Source organism: Streptomyces niveiscabiei (assembly GCF_001419795.1).
Taxonomy (GTDB): Bacteria; Actinomycetota; Actinomycetes; order Streptomycetales; family Streptomycetaceae; genus Streptomyces; species Streptomyces niveiscabiei.
Window position 1 is genome coordinate 1 of the sequence record NZ_LIRL01000029.1, and the last position, 14,575, is coordinate 14,575.

Consider the following 14,575-nt stretch of genomic DNA (forward strand, 5'->3'; position numbering starts at 1 on the left):
CCCGAACACCGCCCCCACACCACCACCGGATCAGCCCCGCTGTAGAGAACCGAGTTGGTGACCAACTCCGAGACCACCAACTCCAACTCCCTGACCGCCCCGCGCTCCACCCCGCAGCCGCGCGTCAGCCACCCCTGCACACTGCGGCGCACGTCAGGGACGTACCGGCACTCAGCCGGCACCTCCATCTCGAACTCCTCAGCCCCAGCCCCCTCGGCGTCCCGCCGACGCACCTCGGCCAGACCGACCAGACGAGCACAGAGCATCAAGGACCGGCCCAACACGTGAGCGGTCGCCCCCGACGGCCGCACAGGCACCCTCATCGCCGACCCCCCTCGACCACCGCGACGAACGCCAAACGCACCCCAAACCACGCCAGTTGCTCCGTGAACTTGCTGAAGTCGGCACACCCGGATCCGATCTGCTCCCGCATCGGCTCCGGCCGGACCGCACACGCGCTCCAGGGGCGGTCATCCGTGTAACCGCGTCCGAACCGGCCCGACACCAGCAGCAAGGGCTCCTCGGCGTACAAGCGCACCCGAGGAAGTCGGCTGTTCACCACGGTCTGGGGAAGGGCCCGTTCCTGGATGCGACGGAGCGCGGTTTGGACACGCTCGCGGGTGATCCCGGTCCGACCCCGGTGAGGGGTTCCGCTGTGACGCATTACTGGGCCTCGGCTTCGTGGAGGGTGCGGGAGGCAGCCGTCATCCATGGCAAGACGGCGTGGGTGACGGCGAGTTCAGGAGGCGGGAAGTGTCTGCCGGAACATCAGGATGGCAGTGGATGCCGCACTCTGGAAGCTGAAATAGAGAATTCTGATGTAGTATTTCTTCAGAAAAATCTACGCTCCAGGAAACATGTTGAAGCAATATCGCGAACGTTCCGTGGCTGAGTGGAATGCGCGTTGCGCAGGTCGAACGTTCGCCGTCAGACTGTGGACGACCATGCAGGAGGACGTAGGGATGTTCGACTCCACGATGCCGGCTCTCGAGGCAGCGACACCTGCGCTGTGTCGACTCCAACTCGGCAGTGAACTGCGCCAACTTCGCCTGAGGTCGGGGAAGAAGGGCGCTGAGGTCTGCCGTACGCTCGCGTGGCCGCCGTCGAAGCTGACCCGGCTAGAGACAGCGGACAACGGGACCGTCGAACCCTCGGACGTGATCGCCCTGTGCCTGATCTACGGTGCGGCACCGGAGGAGCAGAGCACGCTCGTCGGATACGCGAAGGTCACAAAGACCAAGAAGGACTGGTGGCAGATCCAAGGAATCCGCGACGTCATCCCACCGGGTTTCAAGGCGTTCCTCGGGCTTGAGGCCACGGCCGAGCAACTGGAGAACTACGAGAGTGAGTACGTCCCCGGCTTGCTCCAGACTGAGGCGTACGTCCGTACCATCCACGAGCGCGCGCACGTCGGCCTGCCCGCCGAGCAGATCGACAAGCTCGTCTCGGTCCGCATAAAGCGTCAGGACGTCCTGCACCGTGAAGCGGGTGCACTGGAGTTCACCGCGATCATCAACGAAGCGGTGCTCCTCCGGAAGGTCGGCGGCGCCAGGGTCATGAAGGAGCAGCTCCTCCACATGGCTGATCTCGCCGCCTCCACCCCGAATGTCAAGATCCAGGTCGTGCCGTTCGCGCTCGGGGCTCATCGAGGCATGAACGGCGCCTTCATGGTCCTGAAGTTCGGGATGCCCACCCTCAAACCGATCGTCTACCTCGAAAACCTTGTCAATGCGGGAGTCTCCCGACGTGAGGACGACGTGAAGAAGTACGGACAGGCGTTTACCGACCTCCAGGCGCTCGCTCCGGGATACAAGGAGTCCCTGAGCATGATCCACGCAGCAAGCAAGGAGTTTTGATGCCCATCCGAGCCGATGACCTGAGCGTCGACTGGTTCTCGTCTAGCTACAGCAACGACCAGGGCGGCGCGTGCGTCCAGGGCGCGAGGGTAACCGCTGCCATGGCTGTCCGTGACTCCAAACTCCCCCACGGCCCCGTGTTCGTCGTGCCCGCCCCTGCGTGGGCCGCCTTCATCAGCGCCGTCAGCGAGGGCGAGTTCAGCTAGTCCCGACCCGCGAATACTTCAAGCGGTCCGTCTCCCATCGGGAAACGGACCGCTTCGCGTATTCAGCAGACCGAGACTCTCGATCGGCCGCCCTGTTGACCGCCCGCTGACGGCTGCTTAGTCGCGGCCCCCAAGGTCAGGCCGTCGACGAAGTCGCCGGGTGAGCCGACGGCGGTCAGCCAGCGCCCTCTTTGGATCACGCGATCGACCGTCCTGCGTCGAGTGCACTGCAAGGAGATCATTAGGCGAGAACGCCGCTGCGTGCGGCGAGGCCGCGCAGTTCCATCGATGTGGGGCCAGAGACCAGGGGACTGTAGATGAGGGACTTGGTCGCCGGGCGGACGTGGGTCTCCTGGGGGGCAAGCTGTTCGGCGGCCGGCAGAGTGCGGACACAGCCCGTGCGGTGGCCGAGACGGTCGTAGGTGACGGCGATATCGTCCAGGGCATGGGAGCGGCGCTCGACGCTGGGCGGTGCCTGGAGTGAGAGCGAGCGCCGCCACCTGATGCGCAACGAGTACGGCAGCGTGCCGTGGCTGGCGGTGATCGCGCCGCTGATGCCGCGGGTCCTCGCTGCGGACTGGTCGCACGAGGTGATCGGCCAGGACTGGATGATCCAGACCCACCTGGACGGCGTCCCGGCTCCGGAGCACCTGGGGACGTATCCGCGTACGGCATGGCCGGCGTTCTTCCGGCAGATGGGCGCCATCGCCCGCTCCGTGCACGACGTGAGGGGCCCGCACGTCGGGCCCGTCGGCGGACCGGGCTACGGGAAGTGGAGCGAGGCGGTGATCACATCGTTGGAGGAGACCGCCGTCGACCTGGACGGCGCCGGCCTGGACGCGGCCGACGTACGGAAGGCCGCCGCGGTGGCCGCGCACGACCGTGCTGTGCTCGACCGGGTCACCGAGCCGGGGCTGCTGACCGGGGACCTGTGGACGGTTCACTAGGCAAGTCGGCTGTCGGAATCCGTGTTGTCGGAACAGCTCTGGGACGTGTTGGCCCCGACCGTTACTGCCTTTGACGGAGGAGTGGCCGAACACGCCTCATGGTGTTCGCCGGGCTCCTACAGTCACGCGGGTGAGCTACGTGAGCCTGCTGCGGCAGCGTCCGGTCCTTGTCCTGTGGCTCGCCGAGACGCTGTCCGTCTTCGGCGACCGCTTCTTCACCATCGCCCTGGCGTGGACGGCCTGGCAGAGATCCGGCGCGGTCGCCATGGGACTGGTCGTGGTGGTCGAGTCGGTGCCGCACCTGCTGATCGGCACCTTCGGCCGGAAGCTGGTCGCCAAGTTCGCCGCGTTCCGCGCGCTGGCCGCGGTGGAGGCGGTGCAGATCCTCATCGTGGGCGCGATGCCGTGGCTGTGGCAGTCGCTCGGCCTGTCCGGCGTGCTGGTCGTCATCGTGATGATCGGCACCTGCGACGCGCTGACCGGTCCAAGCCTGTCGGCGCTGGTGCCGGGCCTGGTGAGCAAGGACCAGGTACGGCCGGTGACCGGGCTGATGGACATCTCCAACCGGCTCACCTGGTTCCTCGGCCCTGGGTCGGCCGCGGTGCTGCTCGCCTTCATGCCCGCCGAGGAGCTGTTCCTGCTGGACGCCGTCACCTTCGCCGTCTCCGCCACGGCGTTCGCCTGGCTCGGCCGCACCGCGGCGCCCTGGCCCACGGCAGCCGGCAAGAGCCCGCGCCAGGACCCCGAGCCAGTCACCGCGACGCAGGCGCCCAAGGCCCTGGCCGTGCTGCGGGCGCATCCGCGCATCGGATGCGCCCTCGCGCTCAGCGGCGTCGGAGAGTTCTTCTCCACCGTGCTCACCATCGGCATCCCGATCTGGCTGACCAGCCAGCTGCACGCGGGCGCCGGGGCGTATGCGGTAGTGCTGTCCGCGATGGGGATCGGCGCCGTGGTGGGCAATCTGCTGACCGGAAACGTAGCCCTGCCGGGTCGCTTCCCGGGCGCGTACTGCCTGGTATGGACGGTGCGCGGGCTGCTGCTGGCCGCGTTCGCCCTCAGCAGTAGCTTGTCGGAGGTGGTGGCCATCACCGCGACCGCCAGTGCGCTGGTGCCGCTGACCTCGATCAGCCTGAACGCGGAGATCGGCGGCCTGCCGGGGCCGGAGCGGCTGCGGTTGTTCACCGCCGACTCGATCAAGCTGCACGTGGCCAGCATGAGCAGCATGCTGCTGCTGCCCGCGCTGCTGGAGCGCGCTCCACGGGCGTCCTTCGCGGCGGGCGGCGCCCTGACCTCTGCCGCCGGGCTGCTCGCCTGGGTCGCCGCGCGGGCCTTGGCCCGGCGGTCGGTGCCCGTGGAGCAGATGGACAGCGGGGCGGAACTAGCCCGGCGGTGATCGCTCAGTCGCCGATCCTGTGGGCCCGGATGACAAAGGTGCGGTACGGGCTGCCCGCGGGGCCCTCGACGGGCAAGACCTCCGGCGGGGCGAAGCCGTGCTCGTCCAGCAGGCCCCGCCAGGCGTCGGCGTCGTAGGAGTAGTGGACGACCGGCAGGCGGGTGCCGCTGGTGAGGGTGAGGTTGTCCACCCGGCGGCCGGGCAGTTCGCCGGGGCGGGGGCCGTTGACCGAGAACGCGAGCAGGCCGCCGGGCCGGAGCCGGTTGTGGATCACGGGCAGGAGTTGGGCGGGGTCTGCGTACCAGAGCGCCCCGTAGATGGAGAAGCACACGTCCAGCCGCGGCAGTTCGGCCAGTTCCTGGGCGGCGTCGCCGACGCGCCAGACCAGGGCGGGCAGGTGGCCGAAGCGCGCACGGGCCTGGGCGATGCGCTGTTCGGCGATGTCGACGCCGACGGCGAGCCTGGCCCCGTGGGCTGCGGCATATGCGATGTGTTCGCCGGTGCCGCAGCCCAGTTCGGCAACCCGTAGACCGGCGGGATCACCGATGAACTCGGCTCCCGGCCCTCGGCCGGGCCAGCAGGTCCACTCGATCCGCTCGGGCACCGCACCCGCGTCGTCGCCGGTGCTGTCCTGGACGGCGATGTGGTTCCAGGCACGGGCGTTGACGCTCGCGTCGACCAGATGGCCGCCCGATGGCATCGCGTGCTTCACGCGTTCCTCCCTGTCAGCGGTGTGCGGGGGCCGGGAGAAGCCCCGGCTCCCGCACGGGCGTGAGCTGTCACCGACGGCCCATGGCCACGACCTGATCCATCCAGTCATGGCGGACGGAGTCGAGCTCTGCACGGAAGCCCGCCAGGTCGGTGCCGTAGGCGAGCACGCAGCCGCCGGCCATGTCGGCGGACGCCTGGCAGCCGTGGACGAGCCGGCCGCCGAGCGCGGCGTGCGCGAGGACCGATTCGCGGCGCCTGCTCTCGTTGAACCAGCCGCCGTGGTACAGCTCGTCGACCTTCTTCCCCTCGTCCTCGTCGAAGCCGAAGACGACCGAGGTCGCGAGAGGGAAGAACCAGCACGGGCCGACGTTGGACAGGTGTCCGTCGAGCTCGACCCGGTTCAGCGCCATGATCGTGGTCGCCTCGCGTAGGGCCTTCAGCTCCCGCTCGGTGACGTCCAGTCCGCCGACGCCGACGTACTCGTCCCGGAAGAGGTACGCGGCGACCTGGTAGCCGGTCGCCAGCACCTTCGCCGGGTCGCCGGTGACCTGGCCGTGGGCCTTGACGAACTCCAGGGCCCGCTGCTCGACGGCCTGGTCGCTGGTCTCGGCCGCGTCCAGCAGCTCGGCGAGGACCAGGTCCCAGTCGGCGAGGACCCAGGTGGGGTTCTCGTAGCGGAAGAAGTACTTGCCGGGGTTGACGGTGACGGTGTGGCCGTCGACGGTGATGCCGTCGATGCGGCTCCACTCGGGGGTGAACGCCTCCGGCAGGTCGACGGAGAACGGCTTGCTCTCGGTGGTGCGCGGTGTGGTCGCGGTCGTCATGACGGCGCCTCCAGCGGATCGTCGGGACGAAGCACCTCGCGGGGATGCCCAGGGTGCTCATCGGCTGCCGGTCCGCGCACCGAGGGTGCAGGCTCCGCCGCGGACCGGCTCGGCTCCCAGCACAGCGCTGAAGTACGGGGCGCGGGAAGCCGGTTGAGGTTGCTGAGGGTTGCCGTCGGGTTGCCCACCGTTGCCTTCCGTACGGTTGCCCTGTTCCCGCCCTCGCGGGTGTGGCAGCACACTGGGGCCAGCCCCGGTCGGGAGGTGGTGGATCCGTGAATCCCGTGCTCGTACGCCATCCGCTCCACGCGCTGCTCGTCCGCGAGCAGACCACCGCGGCCGCGTACCTCAAGCGGGTCGCCGACCGTCACCGGACGCTGGGGTACGGGCAGATGGCCCACCGCAAGGAGAAGTTCTCACGGTGGACGAAGGGCACCGAGCCCGAGTTCACCGCCCAGCTCGCCATGGCCGACCTGCACGGCATCGACCCGGAGGAAGTTCGCCGCCGGGGCTGGCCCGACTGGCTCCTCCTCGCTCTGCACGACGATCGCTCCGTTTGGGAGTTGCCCTGGACGGTGGCGGGTACCGTGGAAGCACTGGAGGACGCAGGAGGACCAGTGGACCGACGCGGCTTCGTCATCGCATCCCTTGGCACGCTCGCCTCCACCGGCGCCTACTGGGCCGCGACCACCCCGGCCGCCGTCGGCGCGACCCGCGGCCGGCGCATCGGGCAAGGGACCGCTGATCTCTTCGAAACCCGCCTGGACACCCTGCGGCACCTGGACGACGAACTCGGCTCTGGCCCGGCCTACGATGCCGCCATCGCCGAGTTGCGCCTGATCACGGGCGTGCTCAAGACGAACTCCTACAGCGAGACCACCGAACGGCGGCTGTACGCGGCTGCCGCCGAAGCATGCCGACTCGCTGGATGGTGCTCGTACGACAGCGGGCGACTGGCGGACGCCGAGAAACGCTTCGCCGCCTCCCTGCGGGCCTCCGCCACCGGAGGCAACGCCACCCTCGGCGCGAGCACCCTCGCCTTCTGGGCCAACCTCCGCTACAGCGCCGGTGACCCCTACGGCGCCCTCGGCCTCATCGAGCGTGCCCTGGACAACCGACACAAGATCACCTCCGGCCGGGTGCTGGCGATGCTCCACGCTCGCGCTGCCCGCGCGCACTCCAAGGCCGGTGAGCCGAAGGACGCCTACCGCGCGATTGACGCGGCGTTCGCCGCCTACGACCGGGCCGGGCCTGCCGCGCACGATCTGCCCTCGATGTACTGGCTTTCCCATGGGGAATGCCACGAAGTTGCCGCGTCGTGCGCGCTGTCATTGGGGGAGCCGGCCCGCGCGCTGGAGCACTTCGACGCGGCCCTGCGACACGAGGACCCCTACGACATCAACACCGAGGCCCGCGGCACCGGCATCTACCTCGCCCGCCAGGCCGAGGCCCACCTCGTGCTCGGCGACGTGGACGCCGCCGTCGACGTCGCCCAGCAGGCCATCGAGCAGCTGGGCGGAGCCGACTCCGCCCGCGGCACCAGCACCCTCGCCGACCTACGCGGACAGCTCACCGCCCACCGCAAGGCCCGCCCCGTCGCCGACTTCCTCGACCTCACCGCGTAGCACCGTGCACAGGGCAATTCATGTGCCGTCTGGGATGAGACATCAGCCCACGACTGCAAGGACACCCGCCATGGACTCGTAGCTCGCGTCCACACCCTCATGGTTGCCGAGGCGATGCCGCTCAAGGCGGATGGCGCCGAGGTGCCGGGCCTCGTAGATCTTCTGCCGCCACACGGCGCCTTCAGATTGGTCCAGGGATCCGTAGGTCTCCCAGAACGCCTGCCGCTCATCAGACTTGGCCATGACCATGCGGATGGTCCAGTCGGCCGCCGGATCACCCCACCATGTCCGGTCAAAATCGTACGTGCCGGTGATCACGGGCGTCGAGGCCTGGTGATCGAGCTGTGTGTTGGGGAGCCACAAATCCCCAGCCAGCATCCGGGGCTCGGTGATCTGGTCGAGGACAGGCTGGTGATGGTGTGCTGCCATGATGACCTTGCGGACATCGGATGCGTCTAGGCCGACGCCCTCCAGGTCGGCGGCGATGTCCTCCAAGGAGGCGGCGACCGCCTCGCTCCACCTGCCGTATGCGGGGCCGGTGATGGGTCCGAAGGAAGGGCCCCGGACGTCGTGGACGCGCCGTGCGATCTCGCCGAGCTGCCGGTAGTACACCGGCCACTCCGAGCGCGGGTAAGTGTGCAGGTGCTCGGTCGCCGGAACACCGTCGAGGAGCGACTGCACCGTATAGTCGCGGCCGATGATCTCGTGGGTGAAGTCGGCCGCGAGGACGCGTGGCATGAGAGGGGCGAGCGCCGCGAGGTAAGGCAGGCTGGCGTACTCGTTGCGCATCAAGGCCCGTTCCGAGGTGAACTGGCTCTCCGGCTCCGGGGCGATCCGAAGAATCACCGCCCCCTGCTGGCCCTCGACGGTGACCCGGTACGTCGTGTTGTACATCCCGGTGCCGAGCTCGGCCGCCGAAGCAACCTTGGTGTCCGCCCCGAAGGCGCGGCAGCAAATCGCCTCGATCTCTTCAGGGGTCACGGACTGCTGGAACGCCCCGGGGGCCCGCGTGATGGGCCGGAACTCCATGAGCGTCGTCCTTTCCCTGGGTGCGGTCTGCCAGGGCACCGTATCGCGGATGGCAGCTCGGGAAGGGACAGGTCACCGACGCCGCCGAGGAGGAAGGTGCGGGGAACGCGTCCCCGGCAGCCGGGTTACGTGCTGTGCGGATTCGAGTTCGGCGCGGGACTGCTCCAGTTCGAGCGACAGCTCGGCGGCGACCCGCACCAGTGCCGAGCTCCTCTCCTGTTCTGCGGCCAGCGCGGCTTTGGCGTCCTTGAGCTCCTGCTTCAGTACGACGTTCTCCTCGGCGACCTACTGGACTGCATCCGGTGTGTAGGACCGGGCCCTGGCCTGGACCTGGAACTCCTCCACGAGGTCCTTGTGGTCGCCGTAGACGACATCCCTACGCAGGCCGCTTTCGACGATCAGCTCGCTTCCGGTGAGTTTCCCGGTCGTCGACCGCAGCGGCGTGCCGGCGAGCAAGCGGGCAGTAGCGGCCCGGATCGCAGTGCGTTCGGCGTCCTTGTCCCGGCTTCTGCGCGTCATGCTGCATCACCCTCCCCGACGACGGGCCGGACCGCCTCGTGGGCCTCGACGACCGAGCGGGCTTGTGCGGCCAGGGCGGCGGCGCGGGCGCGCCGTGGCTGCGGTGCAAGGGGATCGTGTGCCGTCGCCTCCCAGGCGGGAATCTTGCTGAGGAGCTGGGCGATGTCGCGGTCGGTGTAGCCCAGGTTGATGCACGAGCTGCGGCAAAACGAGTCGTCGGGGCCGCTGTCCGCCGGCGGACCGAGGGCGAGCTTCTCCCTGCGGCACTCGGCGGTCTCCGCGCGATGGACGCAGGTCATGGCGTCGCCGTGGTGGATGTCGGGATCGGTCTGGTCGAGCAGCCGCTCGACGCTGCGGACGGAGCGCACTACGCGCCCGGAGAACCGCGCGACGCCGGAGAGCCGGGAGCGGTACTCGTCGGCGGACGGCCCGCTGACGTGCTCGCCGCCCTGGATCCGGGTCCAGTCGTCGTCGTTCTGTTCCAGGACCATCTCCAGTTTCTCGACCGCCAAGTCCTCCAGCCACGAGGTGTCGCCCTCTCCGGCGTAGCGGAGTGTGACCTTGGTGGAGACGGGCGAGTACTGCAGTGCGGCGGCGATCAGTCCGCGCGGCCGACGCACGATGAAGTACGCCAGGGTTCTTCTGAAGCGCGAGCCGTGCAGGTGCTTGGTGGGATCCGGCGGGATCGGCAGGCTTCCGTCCTCGAGCGCGAAGTTGTCGTTGACCCAGGCGAGCAGGATCTCCATGTCCCTGTTGATCTGCGACGTCCGGGGAGCGAACTGCCGTGCTCTGCGGGTTTTCTTCCGCAAGCTGGCGGGAAACAGCAGATCGGCGTCGTGGAGGGACTCCAGCATGGCGATGGTGTCGCGGACGGGCTGCACCGTCACCCAGGGGCGATTCGGAGCAACAGGGTCCAGTGGGGTGCGGTCGAAGCCCTCTCCTCTGCGCCCCTGGATCAGCAGCTCGCCGGTCTCCTCGTCCACGGCGCGGCATCCTCGGCGCAGGGCCAGGACCTCCCCGGGGCGAGCGCCTGTCAAGTAGCAGAGCACCACGAAGCCTGCGGCCATCAGGATGCGGATCAGCCGCGGTAGTTCGGCCACGGTGATCGACCGATTTCGCCATGGGCGGTCACCGAGGCGGGCGCTGATGGTGCCCACGTAGCAGTCGTCCGCGATCGGAATGCGGGCTTCGTCCGCGAGGACACGTGCCTGCTGGGCGAGGCTCTCGCTTCGTCGGGACTTCTCCAGTCCGACGAGCCGCCCGAGGTGGACGGCGTTGACCTTGCCGGGGGTCCCGGGAGTACCGGGCAGGGCGCCACCCGTGCGGGCCAGCTCTTTGGCGAACAACAACAGGCACTCCCGGGGGCTCAGATCCTGGTAGCCCTGCTGGGAGGGGTGGTGGGCGGAGTCAAGGAGTTCGAAGTGTTTCCAGGCTGCGCAGATGTCGGGCCCGAGGTCTTCGATGATCCTCAGGGACCAGTCGAGCAGCGCTTCCATGGTGGCTGCGGCAATCCGCGGCGTGGCGTTGAACCTGCCCTGGGGCGGACGCTCGACCAGAGTGTCGATGGGGGCGCCGTTCCACGGGACGGCGGTGTCCAGCCGGCAGTCAGCGGGCAGATGCTCGCTGTAGGCCCACAGGGCGCGGACCGCGTTGAGCAGCTGGTATTTGGCGCCGTCGCTCGCAGACAGGGCGCGTACGTGTTCGAGGTATGCGTCGAGCAGCGTGTCGTCGACGTCGCTCAGCCGCTCGACGTTGTGGTGCTCCAGCCAGGCGGCGAAGGCCCGCAGGCGCATGAACCAGATCTTGATGTTGCCGCAGCTGGCCTGGTCGTGGGTCTTCTGGCCGCTCATGACGACGGGGTGGGGGTGGTCCAGGGTGGCGAGGACGAAGCACTTGAACTGGCCGGCCAGCGTGGACGGGTAGGTCTTCCAGTGCAGGTTGATCGTGTCGATGTGGCGGTCCGGGTGGGCAGGGGTCAGGGGCCAGATGTCGTCGTCGAAGGTGGCCATTTCCGAGGAGGGTGTGCCGGGGTGTACGGGGCGGCTGCGCAGGACGAGGGTGTTGCCGGCGGGCCAGGTGATCTCGTCCGAGGTCTGGATGCGCATTGTTGCTTCGCGGGACATCATTGAAGGTCCATCCTTCCGTCCGCGAGATCGGCGGCCAGGCGCCGGTCGCGGTCCGTCATGCGTGCTCGCGCCTCGGCGCGCTCGGCGTCGTTGTAGTGCGCGATGATGTCGCCCAGCTGGTCCAGGGGGCGTTCGAAACGCACCCGCCACACGGCGGGGTCCATGTGGGGACGCAGGGCGGAGAGGCGGTCGTGCACGGCGAGTTGGACCGGAAGCTGGTGCGGCAAGGCCCTTGCGTTCTCGCAGTCCAGGCACGCGAGGAACGAGGCGGTGCAGGGCTGCCCTGGCTCCGTATCGGGTCCGGAGAGGTGGCCGGTGCACGCGGTGGCGGCCGTATCGCTCTCACCCTTGATCAGCCGTCGCAGAACCTCCGGCGCAAGGCCAGCTTCGGCGGCGGCCGCCTCCAGATCTGCCCGTGCCTTGTCGATCAGCTCGGCAGTGATCACGGAATCTGTCGTCGGGCGCGAGCCTTGGTCACCTCGGCGCGCAGGGCGTCGCCGACGACGGTCCGGCTCTCGCGCTGCACCTCGGGGCTGCGCTTGAGGTAGTAGTCGTTCATCGACCGCCGGGTCTGTGCGGTCGGGCGGCGGCTGTGCTCGATGCCGGTCTGCCGGATCCGGCGCGCTTCCACCGGCGGCGGGCCGTCGGGGGCGTGGTCACCGGTGGGAAAGCCGTGGCGGGCAGCCCACCGGCCGATGTTGCCGGTGTTGACGCCCTGGTGCCACCGACGCTTGGCGCTGATCGCCTTGGGGTTGTACCCGCTCAGGGCCAGGATGTGCCCGCCGTGCCGCCGTGAGACCGCGGTCAGTTCCAGTAGCAGCTGGTAGACCCGCACTGGTGAACGAAACAGGGGCAGCTCGTCTTCCGGTGCCTGCAGCAGGTGACCCAGCCCGGACGGAAGGTCCTCCAGCGGCGTCACCATGTGCTCCCGGTCCGGTCCGCGCCGGGGCTTGACAGCGTCCACCAGCGCGACGCCGCCGTCAGCGAGGGTGCCGTCGGGCCGGAAGTGCACGGCGGGCCACTTCGCCACGGTGCCGAAGTTCTCCGTGGTCAGCGCCGTCAAGAGCAGACAGAACGCGATCAGCTCCGGCATCGTCAGACACAGCCGCAGACCGATGCTGGCAGCGCCGCCCCACTGGTGCACCTCCGCTTTGAGCGGGCCGCTCGGAAAGCGCGGCAGGTCCCCGGTCCGCGCGAACACATCGAGCAGTGCGCCGAGTTCGGCGTCAGGACTGCCGTCGGTGAGTTCGCCGCTGCGGTAGTCCTAGCAGCCGCTGTCCGTCACGAATCCGGTCCCGGGCCTGCCGCAGGTCGCCCCGGACCTTGGTCATGATCAGCTGCATCTCGTCGTCCGAGTAGGCCAGCGTCTCCTCGCGCTCGTCGCACTCGGGCAGGCGCTGGGCGAAGAGCACCGCACGGGATGCCTCGGGCAGTTCCGGGTCATCGCGCAGAAACGCGCGCAGTCCCTCCAGGTATGACCGCTGAGATCGGGTCCGGCCGCAGAAGTCCCAGAGCCCTTTCATGTGGGCAGGGGTGATGGCGTGAGGACCGTGCGGGGCGAGATCGAGGGTGGTGAGGTACCGAGCGATGTTGGTCGCGGCCGTGTAGACGGCGCCCGCCCCCGAGAGCCGGGTGACGCCCGAGCGGGGAGACGTCCGGCGGGTGAACGCACGGGCGAGCCACTGCTGGACGCCGACCGGGATCTCGACCAGGTCTCCGTTCTTGTCGCGGATGTTGCCGAAGTCGAAGATCCGCTCATCGTTCCCGGACTGGCTGAGGTACCGCACGGCGGTGCCGCCGCTTTCCGTGAGGAGGCGCTGCGGTGCCTGCCACCCGGCGGGCGGCTGGGCCGCCTTCCGGCCGCCGCGTGATCGCGTGCTCATGCCCCCGCCCTCTCGGTCCCGGCCCCCGCTGTCACGGCGAGCGGCATCAGGGTGCGCCCGCCGGCACCGGCGACCGTGCGGATCAATGCGTCCACGGCGGGCTGCTCGTCCTCGTCCAGGAGCGCCATCAGGTAGTCGACCTGCAGCGCGGTGAACGGTTCCAGGTACACGTCCTTGGTGACCGCCGGGTCGTCGTGCCCCAGCAGCGTGGACAGCGCGTACCAGACGTCGCCGAACTGGTCCCGCAGATCGGCCAGTTCGCGGGCGGTGAATCCGTCAACGGACGGCTGCCACACCATCGACAGCAAAGAGAACCATTTCAGTGCAAAAGAATGCCGGCACATGTGGGGCCGGGCCCAGAGCGGACACAGCTCCTTGCGGCGCTCGCGTTCCTCGCCCTCAAGCTCCAGCACCGTCCACCGCACCCACTTCTCGGCGATCCGCGCGTTCGCGGCCTGGAAGGTGTCCTCCCACCCGTCCGGCTTCTTCGGCAACCCGCTCGGCGCGAGCCACAACGCGAGCGGCTCCAGCCCCTCGGCCGTACGGCGGAACAGCAGACGACGCTCGTCGGGACCGATCGCATCCAGCGACAGCCCCTTCGGCTGCCCCTCGATCCGCAGCGAGCGTGAACGCGCGTTGTAGCCGGACACGACCCGCACGTATGGCAGTTGCTCGTACCGGCCCGCCCGCTGGGCCCGCCGGATCGCATCCGTCCGTGACCCCTCCAGCGGGTCATAGTAGCCTGCGATGTCCCGCAGCACGCGGCGCGGGATCCGGTACGTCCGCCCCTCCTTCTTCCTCCCCTTGATGCACGCTGCCGCCAGCCACGCCTTTGGGAAGTTCCCCTCCACGCCCACGGGCAACTCGACGTCGAGCACGCTCGCCCACTCCTGCAGCCGCAGCCCGGTGCTGTACAGCCCGTCGACGAACACCGCGTCGCGGTCCTCGTTCACCCCGCGCCAGCCCGGCGCCCGAAGCCCGTCGAATCCGTAGCCACGCAGCCCGATGTCCCGCCACTGCTCGAAGGCGGCCCTCAACAGCCACTTCACCTGCCGTCGGCGGGCGCCCGCAGGGCGAATGCCGTCCCGCGGGCGCCGGCCGTCGTCTGGTCCGATCTCATCGGCCTGGTACTCGTCCTCTTCGGCGGGCGGGACGCTGGGCACGGGGTTCGGGATCGCGTACGTACCCGATGCCCAGGTGTAGAAGGTGTTCAGCGCGGCGCGATCGGTGTCGAAGCTCCCCGGCTTGATGCGCTCAGGATTCCGGACGTCGGTCAGACGCCAGTCCTTGAACGCCTCGACATCACGCGGCGTCGCCTCACTCCAGTGCCGGCCGACGGCGTAGAGGAAGTTGAGCCACACCACCAGGGCCATCGCGTAGCGCCGCCAAGTTCTCGGCTTTCGGCCGGTCATGGGGCTGGCTCGGAAGAACAGGTTCAAGCGAGGGTCCGGGCGAA

At 69.0% G+C, this 14,575-nt stretch carries 16 protein-coding genes; 5 read left to right on the plus strand and 11 right to left on the minus strand.

What is annotated here, in order from left to right; all coding sequences use genetic code 11:
• Positions 1–188: ATP-binding protein (locus AOK24_RS48280; protein ID WP_167376795.1), on the minus strand; the 188-nt coding region annotated here is incomplete at its 3' end.
• 774 nt (positions 189–962) lie between these two features.
• Between AOK24_RS48280 and AOK24_RS01755 the strand changes: the two genes are divergently transcribed.
• From AOK24_RS01755 to AOK24_RS01770, 4 genes are all read left to right on the plus strand, one after another.
• The gene (locus tag AOK24_RS01755) at positions 963–1,856 is read left to right on the plus strand and encodes a helix-turn-helix domain-containing protein (protein ID WP_079056625.1); all 894 of its coding nucleotides are present in this window, start codon (positions 963–965) and stop codon (positions 1,854–1,856) included.
• Positions 1,856–2,062, plus strand: coding sequence for a DUF397 domain-containing protein (locus AOK24_RS01760; RefSeq protein ID WP_055718254.1), 207 nt, complete (start codon positions 1,856–1,858; stop codon positions 2,060–2,062). The genes AOK24_RS01755 and AOK24_RS01760 overlap by 1 nt, the downstream gene beginning before the upstream one ends.
• A gap of 422 nt (positions 2,063–2,484) precedes the next feature.
• Positions 2,485–3,009, plus strand: coding sequence for a phosphotransferase family protein (locus tag AOK24_RS01765; protein WP_205123682.1), 525 nt, complete (start codon positions 2,485–2,487; stop codon positions 3,007–3,009).
• A 130-nt stretch (positions 3,010–3,139) separates the two neighbouring features.
• On the plus strand, positions 3,140–4,402 hold the full coding sequence (locus tag AOK24_RS01770) for an MFS transporter (protein ID WP_240553599.1): 1,263 nt from the start codon (positions 3,140–3,142) through the stop codon (positions 4,400–4,402).
• 4 nt (positions 4,403–4,406) lie between these two features.
• Here the strand turns inward: AOK24_RS01770 and AOK24_RS01775 are convergent, their stop codons facing one another.
• Positions 4,407–5,114, minus strand: coding sequence for a class I SAM-dependent methyltransferase (locus AOK24_RS01775; RefSeq protein ID WP_055718255.1), 708 nt, complete (start codon positions 5,112–5,114; stop codon positions 4,407–4,409).
• A gap of 67 nt (positions 5,115–5,181) precedes the next feature.
• The gene (locus AOK24_RS01780; RefSeq protein ID WP_055718256.1) at positions 5,182–5,937 is read right to left on the minus strand and encodes a hypothetical protein; all 756 of its coding nucleotides are present in this window, start codon (positions 5,935–5,937) and stop codon (positions 5,182–5,184) included.
• A gap of 275 nt (positions 5,938–6,212) precedes the next feature.
• Here AOK24_RS01780 and AOK24_RS01785 point away from each other — a divergent pair, with 275 nt between their 5' ends.
• Entirely contained in the window at positions 6,213–7,562 is a 1,350-nt protein-coding gene (locus tag AOK24_RS01785; RefSeq protein WP_240553600.1) for a tetratricopeptide repeat protein, read from the plus strand.
• A 42-nt stretch (positions 7,563–7,604) separates the two neighbouring features.
• On the opposite strand, the gene AOK24_RS01790 is transcribed toward AOK24_RS01785, so the two are convergent.
• The 8 genes from AOK24_RS01790 to AOK24_RS01820 form a co-directional block, all read right to left on the minus strand.
• A complete protein-coding gene (locus tag AOK24_RS01790; protein WP_055718258.1) occupies positions 7,605–8,591 on the minus strand; it encodes a phosphotransferase family protein in 987 nt (328 codons plus the stop codon).
• A 72-nt stretch (positions 8,592–8,663) separates the two neighbouring features.
• On the minus strand, positions 8,664–8,789 hold the full coding sequence (locus tag AOK24_RS52195; RefSeq protein ID WP_276206811.1) for a hypothetical protein: 126 nt from the start codon (positions 8,787–8,789) through the stop codon (positions 8,664–8,666).
• An 87-nt stretch (positions 8,790–8,876) separates the two neighbouring features.
• Complete coding sequence (locus AOK24_RS50135) at positions 8,877–9,110, minus strand: hypothetical protein (RefSeq protein ID WP_240553601.1); 234 nt, start codon at positions 9,108–9,110, stop codon at positions 8,877–8,879.
• Positions 9,107–11,215 carry a site-specific integrase gene (locus tag AOK24_RS01800; protein ID WP_206191127.1) on the minus strand — a complete coding sequence of 703 codons (2,109 nt, stop codon included), beginning with the start codon at positions 11,213–11,215 and terminating at the stop codon, positions 9,107–9,109. Before AOK24_RS01800 ends, AOK24_RS50135 begins: the two co-directional genes overlap by 4 nt.
• A 17-nt stretch (positions 11,216–11,232) precedes the next feature.
• A complete protein-coding gene (locus AOK24_RS49515) occupies positions 11,233–11,682 on the minus strand; it encodes a hypothetical protein (protein WP_055718259.1) in 450 nt (149 codons plus the stop codon).
• Positions 11,679–12,437 carry a hypothetical protein gene (locus tag AOK24_RS49520; protein WP_055718260.1) on the minus strand — a complete coding sequence of 253 codons (759 nt, stop codon included), beginning with the start codon at positions 12,435–12,437 and terminating at the stop codon, positions 11,679–11,681. Before AOK24_RS49520 ends, AOK24_RS49515 begins: the two co-directional genes overlap by 4 nt.
• A gap of 25 nt (positions 12,438–12,462) precedes the next feature.
• Positions 12,463–13,119 carry a hypothetical protein gene (locus AOK24_RS49525; protein ID WP_055718261.1) on the minus strand — a complete coding sequence of 219 codons (657 nt, stop codon included), beginning with the start codon at positions 13,117–13,119 and terminating at the stop codon, positions 12,463–12,465.
• Positions 13,116–14,531, minus strand: a complete 1,416-nt coding sequence (locus AOK24_RS01820) for an integrase (protein ID WP_240553602.1) — start codon at positions 14,529–14,531, stop codon at positions 13,116–13,118. The genes AOK24_RS49525 and AOK24_RS01820 overlap by 4 nt, the downstream gene beginning before the upstream one ends.
• Positions 14,532–14,575 lie beyond the last annotated feature (44 nt).

Coding starts and splice junctions, on each gene's coding strand:
- AOK24_RS50135 (WP_240553601.1), bottom strand. CDS start 9,110: ATGACGCGCAGAAGCCGGGACAAGGACGCCGAACGCACTGCGATCCGG.
- AOK24_RS01760 (WP_055718254.1), top strand. CDS start 1,856: ATGCCCATCCGAGCCGATGACCTGAGCGTCGACTGGTTCTCGTCTAGC.
- AOK24_RS01820 (WP_240553602.1), bottom strand. CDS start 14,531: ATGACCGGCCGAAAGCCGAGAACTTGGCGGCGCTACGCGATGGCCCTG.
- AOK24_RS01790 (WP_055718258.1), bottom strand. CDS start 8,591: ATGGAGTTCCGGCCCATCACGCGGGCCCCCGGGGCGTTCCAGCAGTCC.
- AOK24_RS01800 (WP_206191127.1), bottom strand. CDS start 11,215: ATGCGCATCCAGACCTCGGACGAGATCACCTGGCCCGCCGGCAACACC.
- AOK24_RS01755 (WP_079056625.1), top strand. CDS start 963: ATGTTCGACTCCACGATGCCGGCTCTCGAGGCAGCGACACCTGCGCTG.
- AOK24_RS01780 (WP_055718256.1), bottom strand. CDS start 5,937: ATGACGACCGCGACCACACCGCGCACCACCGAGAGCAAGCCGTTCTCC.
- AOK24_RS49525 (WP_055718261.1), bottom strand. CDS start 13,119: ATGAGCACGCGATCACGCGGCGGCCGGAAGGCGGCCCAGCCGCCCGCC.